The sequence below is a fragment of the Nonomuraea sp. NPDC050202 genome, assembly GCF_040656115.1.
Taxonomy (GTDB): Bacteria; Actinomycetota; Actinomycetes; order Streptosporangiales; family Streptosporangiaceae; genus Nonomuraea.
Window position 1 is genome coordinate 275,868 of the sequence record NZ_JBFALF010000004.1, and the last position, 15,134, is coordinate 291,001.

General features: G+C 72.2%; 16 protein-coding genes and 1 pseudogene. 11 read left to right on the plus strand and 6 right to left on the minus strand.

Annotated features, from left to right (window positions below):
- Nucleotides 1-40: 40 nt before the first annotated feature.
- Complete coding sequence (locus tag AB0I79_RS15035; RefSeq protein WP_357872314.1) at nucleotides 41-1,750, minus strand: hypothetical protein; 1,710 nt, start codon at nucleotides 1,748-1,750, stop codon at nucleotides 41-43.
- A 58-nt stretch (nucleotides 1,751-1,808) separates the two neighbouring features.
- The gene (locus tag AB0I79_RS15040; protein WP_043618626.1) at nucleotides 1,809-2,525 is read right to left on the minus strand and encodes an IclR family transcriptional regulator; all 717 of its coding nucleotides are present in this window, start codon (nucleotides 2,523-2,525) and stop codon (nucleotides 1,809-1,811) included.
- A 62-nt stretch (nucleotides 2,526-2,587) separates the two neighbouring features.
- Here AB0I79_RS15040 and leuC point away from each other — a divergent pair, with 62 nt between their 5' ends.
- From leuC to AB0I79_RS15060, 4 genes are all read left to right on the plus strand, one after another.
- A complete protein-coding gene (leuC, locus tag AB0I79_RS15045) occupies nucleotides 2,588-3,973 on the plus strand; it encodes a 3-isopropylmalate dehydratase large subunit (RefSeq protein ID WP_357872317.1) in 1,386 nt (461 codons plus the stop codon).
- Between the two features lie 15 nt (nucleotides 3,974-3,988).
- Complete coding sequence (leuD, locus tag AB0I79_RS15050) at nucleotides 3,989-4,576, plus strand: 3-isopropylmalate dehydratase small subunit (protein WP_357872320.1); 588 nt, start codon at nucleotides 3,989-3,991, stop codon at nucleotides 4,574-4,576.
- On the plus strand, nucleotides 4,555-4,806 hold the full coding sequence (locus tag AB0I79_RS15055) for a hypothetical protein (RefSeq protein WP_357872323.1): 252 nt from the start codon (nucleotides 4,555-4,557) through the stop codon (nucleotides 4,804-4,806). Before leuD ends, AB0I79_RS15055 begins: the two co-directional genes overlap by 22 nt.
- A 99-nt stretch (nucleotides 4,807-4,905) precedes the next feature.
- Complete coding sequence (locus AB0I79_RS15060) at nucleotides 4,906-5,205, plus strand: HU family DNA-binding protein (protein ID WP_185101339.1); 300 nt, start codon at nucleotides 4,906-4,908, stop codon at nucleotides 5,203-5,205.
- A 53-nt stretch (nucleotides 5,206-5,258) separates the two neighbouring features.
- On the opposite strand, the gene AB0I79_RS15065 is transcribed toward AB0I79_RS15060, so the two are convergent.
- Nucleotides 5,259-5,477 (minus strand): hypothetical protein, encoded by a 219-nt coding sequence (locus AB0I79_RS15065; RefSeq protein ID WP_357872326.1) that lies wholly within the window; start codon nucleotides 5,475-5,477, stop codon nucleotides 5,259-5,261.
- Nucleotides 5,478-5,529: 52 nt separating this feature from the next.
- Here AB0I79_RS15065 and AB0I79_RS15070 point away from each other — a divergent pair, with 52 nt between their 5' ends.
- Nucleotides 5,530-6,741, plus strand: coding sequence for an MFS transporter (locus AB0I79_RS15070; protein ID WP_357872328.1), 1,212 nt, complete (start codon nucleotides 5,530-5,532; stop codon nucleotides 6,739-6,741).
- 59 nt (nucleotides 6,742-6,800) lie between these two features.
- Here the strand turns inward: AB0I79_RS15070 and cofC are convergent, their stop codons facing one another.
- Nucleotides 6,801-7,466: a 2-phospho-L-lactate guanylyltransferase gene (cofC, locus tag AB0I79_RS15075; protein ID WP_357872331.1), complete on the minus strand. Its 666-nt coding sequence runs from the start codon at nucleotides 7,464-7,466 to the stop codon at nucleotides 6,801-6,803.
- A gap of 240 nt (nucleotides 7,467-7,706) precedes the next feature.
- Between cofC and AB0I79_RS15080 the strand changes: the two are divergent.
- The 4 genes and pseudogenes from AB0I79_RS15080 to AB0I79_RS15095 form a co-directional block, all read left to right on the plus strand.
- Nucleotides 7,707-7,838 (plus strand): annotated as a pseudogene (locus AB0I79_RS15080) (RNA-guided endonuclease TnpB family protein); the annotation flags it as partial.
- 115 nt (nucleotides 7,839-7,953) lie between these two features.
- The gene (locus tag AB0I79_RS15085; RefSeq protein WP_357872334.1) at nucleotides 7,954-8,664 is read left to right on the plus strand and encodes a lysophospholipid acyltransferase family protein; all 711 of its coding nucleotides are present in this window, start codon (nucleotides 7,954-7,956) and stop codon (nucleotides 8,662-8,664) included.
- A gap of 4 nt (nucleotides 8,665-8,668) precedes the next feature.
- Nucleotides 8,669-9,679: an NAD(P)H-dependent glycerol-3-phosphate dehydrogenase gene (locus tag AB0I79_RS15090; RefSeq protein ID WP_357872337.1), complete on the plus strand. Its 1,011-nt coding sequence runs from the start codon at nucleotides 8,669-8,671 to the stop codon at nucleotides 9,677-9,679.
- 64 nt (nucleotides 9,680-9,743) lie between these two features.
- Nucleotides 9,744-10,838: a D-alanine--D-alanine ligase family protein gene (locus AB0I79_RS15095; RefSeq protein ID WP_357872340.1), complete on the plus strand. Its 1,095-nt coding sequence runs from the start codon at nucleotides 9,744-9,746 to the stop codon at nucleotides 10,836-10,838.
- A gap of 94 nt (nucleotides 10,839-10,932) precedes the next feature.
- Here AB0I79_RS15095 and AB0I79_RS15100 read toward each other — a convergent pair whose 3' ends face one another.
- Nucleotides 10,933-11,364, minus strand: coding sequence for a DUF3515 family protein (locus AB0I79_RS15100; protein WP_357872342.1), 432 nt, complete (start codon nucleotides 11,362-11,364; stop codon nucleotides 10,933-10,935).
- 13 nt (nucleotides 11,365-11,377) lie between these two features.
- Entirely contained in the window at nucleotides 11,378-11,611 is a 234-nt protein-coding gene (locus AB0I79_RS15105; protein WP_225268994.1) for an Lrp/AsnC ligand binding domain-containing protein, read from the minus strand.
- A 47-nt stretch (nucleotides 11,612-11,658) separates the two neighbouring features.
- Here AB0I79_RS15105 and AB0I79_RS15110 point away from each other — a divergent pair, with 47 nt between their 5' ends.
- On the plus strand, nucleotides 11,659-12,627 hold the full coding sequence (locus AB0I79_RS15110) for a thiamine-phosphate kinase (protein ID WP_357872345.1): 969 nt from the start codon (nucleotides 11,659-11,661) through the stop codon (nucleotides 12,625-12,627).
- 266 nt (nucleotides 12,628-12,893) lie between these two features.
- On the plus strand, nucleotides 12,894-14,777 hold the full coding sequence (locus tag AB0I79_RS15115) for a hypothetical protein (RefSeq protein ID WP_357872348.1): 1,884 nt from the start codon (nucleotides 12,894-12,896) through the stop codon (nucleotides 14,775-14,777).
- Nucleotides 14,778-15,134: the final 357 nt, after the last annotated feature.

The following is a 15,134-nucleotide window of genomic DNA, read 5'->3' on the forward strand; positions in this document are numbered from 1 at the left end:
ACGCCCCCACCACGACCGGTGGGGGCGTTCGACTGTGACGTCAGACCGAGCGGGCCTTGAACAAGGCTCGGCGGGCGGCCTTGGCGACCTGCTTGTCCGGGTGGACCTGGGAGATGAGGTCAAGGAGCTCCTCCACGTGGGCGTGGGGGATCTTCCAGATCACCTCCAGCAGGTTGTTGACCATCTCGGGGCCGATGTCGCGCAGGCTGCTCACGAACTCCGAGCGGCCCAGGCCCGCCGAGATCGTCCACATGTCGAGGATGAGCCAGTGCGTGTCGTCCTGCGTCGGCTCGGGCGCGCCCTCCACCTCGAGCTGGCTCAGGTGCGTGGCCGCGTACGGGCGCAGCGACGGCTGCTTGAGCGCCGCCTGCCAGGCCGGGATGGCGGCCTCGCCCAGCGTGCCGACGACGCTGGCCGCCTGCACCCTGATCAACGCGTCGCTGTCGTCCTCCGCCGCCGCGTCCAGCAGCTCCTCGGCGGCCTTCTCCGGCTCGCGCAGCCGCATCCAGGCGGCGAACTCGGCGTCGGCTTCCTCCTCGGGCAGCTCGGCGCTCAGCGCGAGCAGCTCGTGGGCGCTCATGGACTCGATGGCGGGCCGCGCGTCGACCTCGATGTCGGCGTCGTCGATGAGGTGGACGACGCCCTCGGTGCCGAGCGGCGTGAGGCGGACGGTGTCGCCGTCGAGCTCGACCATGCCGTAGCCGATCAGCCAGTCGATCGCGGGCGCCAGCGGGTCGCCCGCCGCCTCCCACGCGTCGGAGCCCAGCTCGTCGAGGTCGGCCGCGGCCTCCGCGAGGTCCCGCGCCAGGTCGGCGCGCTCGCGCGAGCCGCCCGCCAGCAGCAGCCGGATGAGCGTTCCCCGCGTCAGGCCCGCCAGGGCCATCGTGAGGTCGTCGTCCTCCAGCTCGGGGTCGCCGTAGTCGACCGAGTGGAGCCCGAGCATCCAGGCGTCGAGCACGTCCTCGTCGTCGTCGAACGGCCACTCCGCGGTGTCGTCCTGGACGGCCACCGTGCCGGCCTCGCCCGGCTCGAGGAACTCGAGGTCCACGGCGAGGTTCCAGATGTTCCAGAGCTGGGGGACGGCCTCGGCGATGGGGCCGTCGGTCTCCGGCCGGGGCAGGCCGACGGCCGCCAGCGCCTCCTCGACCTCGGCGTCGCTGAGCAGGGTGTCCTCGCCCACCGTGCGCCCTGAGCCCACCCAGACGGCCAGATCGCGCGCCTTGGCGATCAGCGGCGCCTGGCGGGCCGCCTCGGCGAGCTCGGCGTCGGGCCGCAGCCTGATCGTGTCGAGCTCGGCCAGCTCGTCGGCGAACGGCTCGAAGTCGCCCAGGTCGCCGGCCTCGTCCTCCTCGTCGTCGCCCTCGGTGTCGTCGAGCAGCTCCTCCATGAGATCGACGAACTCGTCCTCGACGTCGTCCAGCTCTGCCTGCAGATCGGCGAGGCTGTCCGAGCCCTTGTTCAGCCGGCCGGTCTGGGAGAGGAACGTCAGGTACGCGTCCACGGCCGGGAGCATCCCGTCGGCGGCGGCGTCGGGATCCTCCACGACCTTGGGCATGCGGTCGAGCAGCAGGTTACGCAGGTCGGCGCGCTTCCACGTGCCGAGGTCCTGCGAGAAGGCGAGACGGTGCCACAGAGCGGCTGGTCCCACAAGCTCGGGGTCGCTCCCGGGGGCGTTCGCACGCGCCCACATGATGAACTCTTCGAGCAGGGGTCGCAGCTCAGTGGCGGCTACCTCGATGCGATCTGTCACGCACTCAGGCTAGTGCGCCGGGGAGGCAGTCGGCTCCCCAAATACATCCTTTTCCCGATCATGACGTGCGGCGCATCGCCTCGGTGATGCGTTCGGCGGCCGCCATCACGGGCACCGCGTGGAGCCGTCCGGGCGCCCGCGTGAGCCGCTCGATGGGCCCGGAGACGGACACGGCCGCGATCACCTTGCCGCCGCTGCCCCTTATCGGCGCTGAGACGCTCGCCACACCCTGCTCCCGCTCGCCCACGCTGTGGGCCCAGCCGCGGCGGCGCACGGAGGCGAGCGTGGCGGCGGTGAACTTGGCGCCGCGCAACCCGCGGTGCAGCCTGTCGGGCTCCTCCCAGGCCAGCAGGATCTGCGCCGCCGAACCGGCCGTCATGGGCAGCGCGGAGCCCACGGGAACGGTGTCACGCAAGCCGCTGGCACGCTCGGCCGCGGCCACGCAGACCCGTTCGTCACCCTGGCGCCGGTAGAGTTGCGCACTCTCCCCGGTGAGGTCCCTGAGCTGCATCAAGACCGGTGCGGCCACCGCCAGCAGCCGGTCCTCGCCGGCCGCCGTGGACAACTCGGAGAGCCGCGGGCCGAGCACGAACCGGCCCTGCGTGTCACGGCTCACGATGCGGTGGTGCTCAAGAGCGACGGCCAGCCGGTGGGCAGTGGGTCGGGCCAGGCCGGTGGCCTGAACGAGCTGAGCCAGTGAAGCGGGTCCCGCTTCCAGGGCATTGAGTACAAGAACTGCCTTGTCGAGTACTCCGACTCCGCTAGAGTTGTCCATACACCGATACTGCAGTCTCGACATATGAGAAAGCAAGTCGGAGGATTCTCAAGGAGGAGATCATGGGCCGCACACTGGCCGAGAAGGTCTGGGAGCAACACGTAGTCCGTCGCGCGGAGGGCGAGCCGGACCTGCTCTACATCGACCTGCACCTCATCCACGAGGTGACCAGCCCGCAGGCGTTCGACGGGCTCCGTCTCGCCGGCCGGAAGGTGCGGCGGCCCGATCTCACCATCGCCACCGAGGACCACAACGTCCCGACGGTGATCGGCCCGATCTCTGACCCGGTGTCGAAGACACAGGTCGAGACGCTGCGCAAGAACGCCGCGGAGTTCGGCATCCGGCTGCACCCGATGGGCGACGCCGGTCAGGGCGTGGTGCACATCATCGGCCCGCAGTTCGGCCTGACCCAGCCGGGCATGACCATCGTGTGTGGCGACTCTCACACCTCCACGCACGGCGCGTTCGGCGGCATCGCGTTCGGCATCGGCACCTCCGAGGTCGAGCACGTGCTGGCCACGCAGACGCTGCCCGCCTACCGGCCCAAGACGATGGCCATCGAGGTCTCCGGCGAGCTGCCGGTCGGCGTCACGGCGAAAGACCTGATCCTGGCCATCATCGCCAAGATCGGCACCGGCGGCGGCCAGGGTTACATCGTCGAGTACCGCGGTGAGGCCGTGCGCAAGCTCTCCATGGAGGGCCGCATGACGGTCTGCAACATGTCGATCGAGGCCGGCGCCCGCGCGGGCATGATCGCGCCGGACGAGACCACGTTCGCCTACCTCAAGGGCCGCAAGCACGCCCCCGAGGGCAAGGCGTGGGACCAGGCGGTCGAGTACTGGAAGTCGCTGCGCACCGACGACGACGCCGTGTTCGACAAGGTCGTGGAGATCGACGCCTCGACGCTGACCCCGTTCGTCACGTGGGGCACCAACCCGGGCCAGGGCCTGCCGCTGGGCGCGAGCGTCCCGAGCCCCGAGTCGTTCGCCGACCCCGTCGAGCGCTCGGCCGCCGAGCGGGCGCTGGAGTACATGGGCCTGACCGCCGGCACGCCGCTGCGCGAGATCGAGGTCGACACGGTGTTCGTCGGCTCGTGCACCAACGGCCGCATCGAGGACCTGCGCTCCGCCGCCGAGATCCTGCGCGGCCGCCAGGTCAGGACCCGCACGCTCATCGTGCCCGGCTCGATGATGGTCAAGAAGCAGGCCGAGGAGGAGGGCCTGCACGAGGTGTTCAAGGCCGCCGGCGCCGAGTGGCGCGAGGCCGGCTGCTCGATGTGCCTGGGCATGAACCCCGACACGCTCCAGCCCGGCGAGCGCAGCGCCTCCACCTCCAACCGCAACTTCGAGGGCCGCCAGGGCAAGGGTGGCCGTACCCACCTGGTGTCGCCGCAGGTCGCCGCCGCGACCGCCGTCACCGGCCGCCTGACCGCGCCCGCCGACCTGTAAGGGAGATCACGTTCCATGGAAGCCTTCACCACCCACACCGGTACGGCGGTGCCGCTGCGCCGCAGCAACGTCGACACCGACCAGATCATCCCCGCTGTGTGGCTCAAGCAGGTCAGCCGCACCGGCTTCGAGAAGGGCCTGTTCGCCGCCTGGCGCGAGGACCCGACGTTCGTGCTGAACGACCCGGCCTACGAGGGCGGCTCGATCCTGGTCTCCGGCCCCGACTTCGGCACCGGCTCCTCTCGCGAGCACGCCGTGTGGGCGCTGCAGCAGTACGGGTTCCGCGTCGTGATCGCCGCCCGCTTCGGCGACATCTTCCGCAACAACTCCACGAAGATGGGCCTGCTGCCGGTCGTCCTGCCCGGCGACAGGGTCGAGGCCCTGCAGGCGGCCGTCGAGGCGGACCCGAAGCTGGAAATCACCGTCGACCTGGTCGAACGCCAGGTCAGGTGGGCCGATGAGGTCGTGCCCTTCGAGATCGACGACTACACCCGCTGGCGGCTGATGGAGGGCCTCGACGACATCGGGCTGACCCTGCGTCACGCCGACGAGGTGGCGGCGTACGAGAATGGTCGGCAGCCATGGCTGCCGACGACCGTCTAGAAGACGACGAACTGGCGCGGCGGTTGCGCGATGCGCACCGCCGCGTCCGCATGCTCCCCGCCGCCGACAAGGAACGCAGCGCGCGCCGCTATCTGGCGATCTGCGATCTGGCCAAGCGTGATCCGGAAAGGGCCGCCGCCCGCCTTGAGGTGTTTCTGACGGCCCTTGACGAGCTCCTTCCCGGGCCGCTCGACACGCCACGCGATGGGGAAAACACGCTGGGTGATTGAGTTCCCCCGCGATCCCGCCTACTTTCGAGCGCGTAAGGGGTTTCTACGTCGAAGTCGTGAGCTGGAACCCCGAGCCGTAACTGGGGGAGCAGGACTTTCATGAACAAGCGTGAACTCGTCGAGGCCATCGCGGATCGGGTGGGCGACAGGAAGACGGCCACGGAGGCCGTCAACGCGGTCATCGACGCCATCCAGAAGGCCGTGGCCGGCGGCGACAAGGTCTCGATCACGGGCTTCGGCGCGTTCGAGATGGTGAACAAGCCCGCTCGCACGGCGCGCAACCCGTCGACCGGCGCGGAAATCAACGTCGCGGAGAGCTGGGCGCCGAAGTTCCGTCCCGGATCGGATTTCAAAGATCTCGTGAACGAGGGCGGCAAGAAAATCGGCAAGCGGAAGTAACTCCGCGAAGCTTGACCAGCACGCCCGGGCCCACGGCCCGGGCGTGACGTTTGTCACGCGCGCTGGAAATCCTCCGGAACCGGAAATGTGGACAGCGTGACGTAGGCGATCTGCCCGCCCGACATCCCGAGGTTGACCCGCTGACCGGAGCGCAGCAGCCGCAGCGGCCCCGCGTCGAAGGCGGAGGTGGCGAACTCCAGCACGGTCCCGTCGTCGAGGAACACCGTGCCCGAGCGCGTGGTCTCGTCGAAACTCCGTACGGTCGCCTGCACGCGTCCAGCGTAATCGGTTGCCCCCGGGCGGACGAGCACGCACGATCGCGGCATGGGGCCTCGGGGGAACTTCGGGCGCATGGTGTGGTCCAACGGGATCTCCGGTTTCGGCACCCAGGTCACGATCGTCGCCCTCCCGCTGACCGCCGTGCTCACCCTGCAGGCCAGTGCCTTCCAGCTCGGCCTGCTGTCGGCCGTGCAGACGGCCGCGTTCCTGCTGATCGGCCTGCCCGCGGGGGTCTGGGTGGACCGGCTGCGCCGCCGTCCCATCCTCGTCCGGGCCGACCTGGTCAGGGGCGTGCTGCTGCTCACCGTGCCTGCAGCCGCCTGGATGGGCGTGCTCACGCTGCCGCACCTGTACGCGGTCGCGCTCGTGCTCGGCGTGGGGGCCGTGTTCTTCGACGTGGCCCACATGAGCTTCCTGCCCGCGGTCGTGCCCAAGGCGCGGCTGGAGCAGGCCAACGGGCGCCTGGAGGTCACCCGGCAGGTGTCCGTGCTGGCGGGGCCCGGGGCGGGCGGATGGCTGGTGAGCGCGCTGACGGCGCCGTTCGCGCTGCTGGCCGACGCCGTCGCCTACCTCGCCTCGGGGCTGCTGCTGTCGAGGGTGCGGGTGGAGGAGCGGCCCCGCCCCCCGCAGAGACGGCCATTACGGGCGGACGTACGCGAGGGCATCACGTTCGTGATCAGGGAGCCGGTGCTGAACCGGGTGGCGCTCGGCGGGGCGCTCACCCGGATCGCCCTCGGCGTCTGCGCGGTCGGCTACCCGCTCTACCTCGTCGTCGACCTGGGCGTGGACGCCACCACCTACGGCCTGCTGCTGTCGGCGCCGGCCGTCGGCGCCCTGGTGGGCGCGCCGCTGGTGGCCCGGATGACGCGCCGCCACGGCGTCGGCCCCACTCTGTACGGCTCCGCGGTGCTCGTCATCGCGCTCCAGCTCCCCGCCGTGGCCACCGGCCCCGGATGGCGGCTGCTGTTCTTCCCCGTCGCCTCGGCCCTGGCGGCCGCCGCCGCGGTGGTCTTCAACGTGGCCCAGCTCAGCTACCGCCAGCGCATCACCCCTGAGCCGCTGCTGGGCCGCGTGAACGCCAGCATGCGCTTCCTGATGTGGGGCACGACCCCGCTGGGCGGCCTGGCGGGCGGGGTGCTGGGGGAGTGGCTGGGCGGTCACGGGGTGTTCGTGGCCGGCGTGGCCCTGCTCGGGCTGTCGTACCTCGCGATCGTCACCGCCCCCGCGATCAGGCGGGCGGGCGCGGAGGCACGCTGACGCCCGCCACCGCGATCAGGCGGATGCGTGGGGAGGCACGGTGACGCCCGCCACCGCGATCAGGCGGATGCGCGGGGAGGCGCGGTGACGGCGGCGTCCGGCCACAGGTCCGCCACCACCGCGGCCGTGTGCCGGCCCAGCCCCAGCGCGATGGCCGCGCGCAGGTCGTCGGGCGTGTCCACGTCGCGCCTGACCGAGTCGATCCCGGGCACGCACAGCTCCTTGGCCCCGCCGGCCAGGTGCTTGGCCCGCGACTCCCCGCCGAAGCGGGGCGCGAACGGACTGCCGGGCCGTACCCCGTAGAACGTCGTCCCGACGTCCAGCGCGTCGGGCACGAACGCCTGGTCGAACTCGGCCGCCGCCTCCAGCGCCACCGCCAGCTCGGCCGGCCGCAGGGCGGGCAGGTCGGCCTGGAGCGCGCCCACCGCGTCGCCCGGCGCCACGCGTACGGCATGCGCCGCCCCCGTACGCAACGCCGTGTTCAGCCCGCGGTCGGGGTCGGGCACCACGTCGGCGCCGAGCGCGGCGAGCGGCCCCGCGGCGGCGGGGTCGGCCGTCACGACGATCACCCGCGCGACCGGCGGGCAGGAGAGCGCCGCCGCCACGGTGTCGGCGGCGACGGCCACGGCCAGGCGGGTGCGGTGCGGGCCCGTCGCGGCGGCCAGCCGGGTCTTCGCCGCGACCAGCGTCTTCACCGGAATGACCAGGGACCAGCGGATGCTCATCAAGTCTCCTTGAGCGTGGAACCCGTCCTCGCAGGCCCAGGGCGGGGGAAGCTGTGGAAGGGCGGCAGGATCGAACGTGTGCACGACGGGTGAGGGATCGGTACGAGAATGTCGTTGTGGCGTCGCTCGTGCGGCGGAGGTAGGCGGAGGTACAAGTACCGCTTCTACCCGACCGCCGGGCACCAGGCGCGCACGCCGGCCTGCGAGCGCGCCCGGCGCGGGCCGAAGTGGGCCCGCGCCTGCGGTACGGTGCACGACCGGGATGCCAACGCAGCCCGCAACACCCTCGCCGCCGGGCTGGTGGAGAGGCGAAACGCTTGCAGAGCTGATGTAAGACCTCAAGAGGAGTCCTCGGCGGGCGGTCGGCGGTGAAGCAGGAATCCCCGTCCTCCGGGCGGGGAGCAGCCAAAGGCCTAGCATCGCGCCTCGACATCCCGAGCGGCCAACCGGGAGACTTGGGCGCATCCCGTACGGGTTGGAGGAGACCATGAGCCGCCCCACGCGACCGTCGCGTTTTTGGGAGACCTTCGCCGTCGTCGTGGTCAAGCCACTGTCGCGGCTCCTGGTGAAACGCGACTGGCGCGAGGGCGACCGCATCCCGAGGACCGGCGGCGTGATCATCGCCGCCAACCACCTGTCGTGGACCGACCCCGTCCTGCTCTCGCACTTCCTGTACAACAACGGACGCTGGCCGGTGATTCTCGCGAAGTCGGGGCTGTTCAGGGTGCCGTTCCTGGGCTGGGCCGTCCGCTCGCTGCTGGCGATCCCGGTCGAGCGGGGCAGCAGCGAGGCGGCCAGGTCGCTGCGCATCTCCGCGCAGCGGCTCAGCGACGGGTGCGCGATCCTGTTCTACCCGGAGGGCACCTGCACCCGCGATCCCGACCTGTGGCCCATGGTGGGCAAGACGGGCGCGGCCCGGCTGGCGCTGGAGAGCGGCGCGCCGGTCATCCCGGTGGCCCACTGGGGGGCGCAGGAGCTGCTGCCGTACGGTGAGAAGAGGCCCAGGCTGTTCCCGCGCAAAACGTTCCGCGTGAGCGTGGGGCCGCCGGTGGACCTGTCCAAGTACGCGGGCAAGCCGACGCACGCCGACGTGCTGCGCGACGCCACGGCCGACATCATGGCCGCGATCACCGCGCAGCTCGCCGAGCTGCGCGGCGAGAAGGCCCCGGCGACTCCCTACGATCCGGCCGGACGGTGATGGAATGACGAAGGTGGCCGTTTTCGGCGCAGGCTCGTGGGGCACCACGTTCGCGATGATCCTGGCGGAGGCCGGCAGCCGCACCACGCTGTGGGGCCGCAGGCAGGAGGTGGTCGACGCGATCAACCGCGACCACGTCAACGCCGACTACCTGCCCGGCGTGACGCTGCCGGCCGCCCTGCGGGCGACGACCGACCCAGCCGAGGCCCTCGACGGGGCCGAGTTCGTCGTGCTCGCCGTGCCGTCGCAGACGCTGCGCGCCAACCTGACGGGCTGGCGCGGGCTGATCCCGGACGGCGCGGTGCTCGTCAGCCTGATGAAGGGCATCGAGGTCGGCACCACCAAGCGGATGAGCGAGGTCATCCGCGAGGTGGCGGAAGTGCCGGAGGAGCGGGTCGCGGTCGTCTCCGGGCCGAACCTGGTGCCCGAGATCGCCGCGCGCCAGCCCGCCGCCACCGTCGTGGCCTGCGCCGACCTGTCGGTGGCCGAGCGGCTGCAGGCGATCTGCCACCTGCCGCCGTGGTTCCGCCCGTACACCAACCCCGACGTGGTCGGGGTCGAGCTGGGCGGCGCGGTGAAGAACGTGATCGCCCTGGCGGTCGGCGTCTCCGCGGGCATGGGCATGGGCGACAACGTCAGCGCCATGCTCATCACCAGGGGCCTGGCCGAGATCTCCCGCCTGGGGGCGGCGCTCGGGGCCGACGCGCACACGTTCGCGGGCCTGGCCGGCATGGGCGACCTGGTGGCGACGTGCACGTCCCCGCTGTCGCGCAACCGTACGTTCGGGGAGAACCTGGGCCGCGGCATGACGCTGGCGGAGGTCGTCGCGGTCACCAAGCAGACCGCGGAGGGCGTGAAGTCCTGCGAGTCCGTGCTGGAGCTGGCCAGGAAGCACGACGTCGAGATGCCGATCACCGAGGTGGTCGTGGGCGTCGTGCACGACGGCATGTCGCCGTCGGAGGCGGGCATGCTGCTCATGTCCCGCTCGCCCAAGCCGGAGCGTTACGGAGTGTGAGAATGACCTGAATACGGCGTGCTTGGCTCGCTGTGACAGGGACACCCCGGTAGATTCGGACACCATGAGCAAGCCACGCGTCGCCGTCGTTTTCGGAGGCCGCAATTCCGAGCACGCCGTGTCCCTGATGGGCGCGGGCAGCGTGCTGGATGCGATCGACAGGAGCAAGTACGAAGTGGTCCCGATCGGGATCGCCCAGGACGGCAGGTGGGTGCTGGCCGCTTCCGACCAGCGGTTCGCCATCGAGGCCGGAGAGCTGCCGGTCGTCGACACCACCGGCGCGGCGCTGGCGCTGCCGTCGGGCTCCGGCTCGCTGGTCGCCTACGACCCCGGCAGCATCCCCGTCGAGCTGGGCTCGGTGGACGTGGTGTTCCCCGTCATGCACGGGCCGTTCGCCGAGGACGGCACGATCCAGGGGCTGCTGGAGATGGCGGGGGTGCGGTACGTCGGCTCCGGCGTGCTGGCCAGCGCCGTCGGCATGGACAAGGCGTACATGAAGACCGTGATCGCCGCCGCCGGGCTGCCGACCGGCCCCTACACCGTCATCCGCGACCGCGACTGGCGGCTCAACCGCGAGCAGGTGCTCAAGGAGGCCGAGGAGCTCGGCTACCCGGTCTTCGTCAAGCCGGCCAGGGCGGGCTCGTCCCAGGGCATCTCCAAGGCCTCCGACAGGGCCGAGCTGGAGGCGGCGGTGGAGTTCGCCCGGCAGCACGACCCCAAGGTGCTCGTCGAGGCGGCGATCGCCGGCCGCGAGATCGAGTGCGCGGTGCTGCAGTCGCTCGGCGACGAGCCGGCCACCGCGTCGATGCCGGGAGAGGTGCGGGTCGAGGGCGGGCAGGAGTTCTTCGACTTCGAGGCCAAGTACTACCCCGACCAGATGTCGCTGACCGTGCCCGCCGACATCCCGCAGGAGACGGCCGAGGAACTGCGGGCGATGGCCGTGCGCGCGTTCGAGGCGCTCGAGTGCGAGGGGCTCGCGCGGGTGGACTTCTTCTACACGCCCGACGGCAAGCTGGTCTTCAACGAGATCAACACCATGCCCGGGTTCACGTCGCTGTCGGTGGCGCCGCAGCTCTGGGCGGCCTCCGGCCTGTCCTACCCGGCGCTGGTGGACCGGCTCATCGAGCTCGCCCTGTCGCGCTCACCCGGCCTGCGGTGAGACCGTTCGCGCTCACCAGCCTGCGGGGGAGGCCGCTGGCCGCTCACCCGGCCTGCGGGGTGGCTCACCCGGCCTGCGGTGAGGCTGCTCGCGTTCAGCCGGCCTGCGGGGAGAGCTGCGCGATCGGCTTGGACAGGTCGGCCAGCACCTCGGCGGCCACGTGCTCGCCGCCGACCGTGACCTCCACGTAGGCGGTGTCGGTCACGGCCGTGAACAGCGCGGGCTTGTCGGGATCGGGGAACCAGCCCACGCCGCCGATCTCCTGGAGCGTGTCGGTGGGCGCCATCCTGGCGGGCCGGGGCACGCCGCAGCGCAGCGCGACGGCCCCCGAGCCCCAGACGGCCACGTACGGCGACTCGGGCGTGGACGTGCCGCGCTCGTCGCCGTCGAGGGTCTGTGGCAGCAGGGTGGCCAGCTTGTCGCAGGCCGCGACCGCCTCGCCCTCGGGGACGGGTGGCTCGACCTGTACGGTGCCGCCGCAACCGGCGAGTGCCAGGAGAACGAGCAGGACGGCGGCGGCACGCATGCGACGACTACCTCTAGATGTGAACGATCGGGCACGTCAGCGTACGCGTGATCCCGGCCACGGCCTGAATCTGCGCGACGACGAGCTTGCCCAGCTCGTCGACGTTTCTCGCCTCCGCACGAACGATCACGTCGTAGGGCCCCGTCACGTCCTCCGCTTGGGTGACCCCCGGAATCCCGGAGATCTCGCGGGCCACGGCGGCGGCCTTGCCGACCTCGGTCTGGATAAGGATGTAGGCCTGCACCATCACGTCCTCCCGGGCGATTGGATCACGCCGAACGCCCACCGTACCCTGTGTGCGTCAGGAGGTGCGTCATCACAGTCGGAGATCTCGGCGAATTCGGTGTGGTAAATCGTATTACCGCTCGTCTGCCCCAAGGTGAGGCGGTAATGCTCGGCCCGGGTGACGACGCCGCCATCATCGGCGCCCCCGACGGGCGCGTGGTCGTCTCGACCGACCTGCTGCTCGAAGGCAGGCACTTCCGCCGCGACTGGTCCACGGGCTACGACGTGGGCCGCAAGGCCGCCGCCCAGAACCTGGCCGACGTCGCCGCCATGGGCGCCGGCCCGACCTCCCTCGTGGTCGGGCTCGGCCTGCCCGCCGACCTGCCGCTGAGCTGGCTGGACGCGCTGACCGACGGGTTCGCCGACGAGTGCGCCACGGTCGGGGCCAGCGTGGCGGGAGGTGACGTGACCCGGTGCGACCTGGTCGTCATCGGGGTGACCGCGCTGGGCGACCTCGGGGGCCGGGCTCCCGTGCTGCGTTCGGGCGCTCGGCCCGGGCACGTGGTGGCGGTGGCGGGCCGGCTCGGGTACGCCGCCGCCGGATGGGCACTGCTGGAGGCGGGCGTTCCGGCCGACAGCGGCGCGCTGCTGGAAGCCGTGGCCGGCCACCGCACGCCGTGCCCGCCGTACGCGATGGGGCCCGTGGCGGCAGAGCTGGGGGCGAGCGCGATGCTGGACGTCAGCGACGGGCTGCTGCAGGACCTGGGGCACATCGCCGAGGCCAGCGGCGTACGCGTGGAGCTGGACCCCGAGGCGTTCCCCGTGGCGGAGCCGGTGGCGGCGGCGGCCAAGGAGCTGGGGGCCGATCCGCTGGAGTGGGTGCTCGCGGGTGGCGAGGATCACGCCCTTGCGGCGGTGTTCCCTCCGGAGGTACGGCTGCCGGCCGGGTGGCACGTGGTGGGCCGGGTGGTCGAAGGGGAGGGCGTGCTGGTGTATGGGCGCGAAATCGGGCATCGCGGATGGGATCACTTTGGGTGATGATCTGTCCCGATTTAAGTGATATTTTCCGTGTTTGGGGTATGACTAGTGGGATTGCTGTGACAACGGCGTAGCAAAGGTGTTATGAAGATTGGCGGCCACTGTAACCGGAAGAAAGGGCAGCCATGGGCCGCCACGGCACAGGTGGATCCGACGACGGGGATGAACGGGGGGACAGCGCTTTCTGGGGTCCTGACGAGCAGGCCGAGCCGCCAGGCTGGCCATCGCTGCCGGACCGACCGGAGGTGACGGGGCAGTGGGCCCCCATGCCGCGGCGCACCGACGCGCCGCCGCCGCATGGGCCGCAGCCGGAGCCGTTCGAGACCACCGGGGCCTTCGCGCTGCCCAACGACCTCGCCGGCGGCTTCCCGGCTGCCAACGACCCTGCGGGTGCCTTCCCGCCGCACAGAGGGCCGAGGGAGGACGAGGTGGGCCCGTTCGAGACGACGGGCGCCTTCGCCCGGCCGCCGGAATGGGACCAGCCCGCCGGCCACGGCGGCTTCTCCGGCCCCTCGACCGGCGACTTCCCCCCGGCTCCCAACGGGCCGGGCGAGCCCCCCTTCCGCGGCCCCGAGCAGACGGCCGCCTTCGGTGGGCCGGGCATGCCCGGGGCACAGGGCCCTGGGGCGCAGGGCTCCGGCCCTTTCGACCGGCCGAGCCCGCTTGACGCCGCCGCCGAACGCACCAGCTTCTTCGACGTACCGGCTGAGCGCACGGCGTTCTTCGACGGACCCGCCGACCGCAACGGGCCCGCCGACCGCATGGGCGCGCCCGACGGGCCGCCCGGGCATCCCGGGCCGTTCGACGGTCCGGGCGACGGGCCTGGACCCTTCGGCCGGCCCGGTGACGGGACGGGTCCCGGTCCCTTCCGCCAGCCTGGTGACGCGCCTGCGCCGTTCGGCCAGCCTGGTCACGGGCCTGGGCCGTTCGGCCAGCCCGGTGACGGGTCAGGTCCGTTCGGCCCGTCCGGGGCCGATTCGGGGCCGTTCGGCGGGCCTGGGGCGTTCGACGGGGACGCCGACCGCCGCGACCCCTTCGACGACCCCGAGCGCACGGCCAGGTTCGACTCGCCGTCGGACCCCAGCCAGGTCTACAGCGCCCCGCCCGAGCCCGGCGACGTCAAGGTGGCCGGCGAGCCGACCGCCGCGCTGGCCCCGGCCTGGGCGAGCGCGGAGACCGGCTTCCTCGACTCCGGCTGGTCGAACGACACCGACGCACCCGACGAGGAGCCCCGTGGCCGCCGAGGCCGCCGCAAGTCGGGGCGCGGCGGGGGCGGTGGCGGGGGCGGTGGCGGGGACGACGTGCTGGCCGCCCCCTCGGGCGCGGGCAAGGGCCGGGTGGCCCTGCTGTCCGTGGCCGCCGTCGCGGTCGTGCTCGGCGGGACCGTGGCGGGCGTCAAGTTCATGAGCTCGTCGGGTGACCCGGCCGGGTGCCAGGGGACGACGTGCGCGGCCGTACAGGCCACCAGCAGCAATCCGGGCCCGTCGGTGTCCGGGCCCGCCGAGGAGGAGTCCGAGGCGCCGCCCGAGGACGAGCTCGCGGAGGAGGCCGCCGAGGAGACCGAGCCCGCGCAGACGCCGACGCCGACCGCCTCCTCCAACGTCCGCACGCCGCCCCGTACGGCCGCCTCGCCCACGCCCACGCCGAGCAAGAGCAGGACGAAGAAGCCGGCGGAGCCCGCGGACGAGAAGACGGAGGACCCGCCGGTCGAGGAGAGCGCGTCGGAGACCCCGAGCGAGGAGGTCTCGACGCTGGACGACTCCCACACCGACACGGGCGAGGGCTCGCCCAGCGGCAGCACCCCCGTGCCCACCTCCACGGGCACGGTGAGCTCGTCGGGCAGCGGCGCGGGCAGCTCGGTCAACGTCAAGCAGACGATCAAGCAGCGCATCGCCACCTACTCGGCGAACCTGACGCTCTCGAACACCTCTCCCGAGACGCTCCAGAACCCCACCGTCTCCGTCCCGGTGGACGGCCGGGTCACGGACGTGGACGGGGCCGAATGGACTCAGGACGGCGACCTGCTGATCCTGGACCTGACGGCGTCGATCGCGGCCGGGGCCTCGGTGGAGGTCACGTTCACGGCCACGGGCAGGGGTTCGGAGGCGCAGAACTGCGGCCTGGTCGCGGGGGAGTGCGCCGTCACCTGAGCCGGCCGCGCCCGGAGAGGGCCTGTCCCGCACCAGAGGGCCGGCCGCGCCAAGAAGGCCCGCCCACTGCGCAGAAGGCCCGCCCACGGCGCTGACCGGTCGCCTGCACACGCTGAGGAGGGTCGCCTGCACGCGCTGAGGGTCGGGCGCCTGCGTGCCGGCGCCCTCCCTCACACCTGCGCCGGCCATGCCGGCCATGCCTGCGGGCCGGCGCCCTCGCACTGGCGCCGGCCATGCGTGTGCGGCGCCAGTCCTGGCCTGCGCGGCGCCGGGCCTGCCTGTGCGGTCCGGCCCGTTCTCAGGGTGCGGTGCCGGCGGCTCGTGCGTCCCAGGGCATGACAAAGGCCCGCCGCTCCC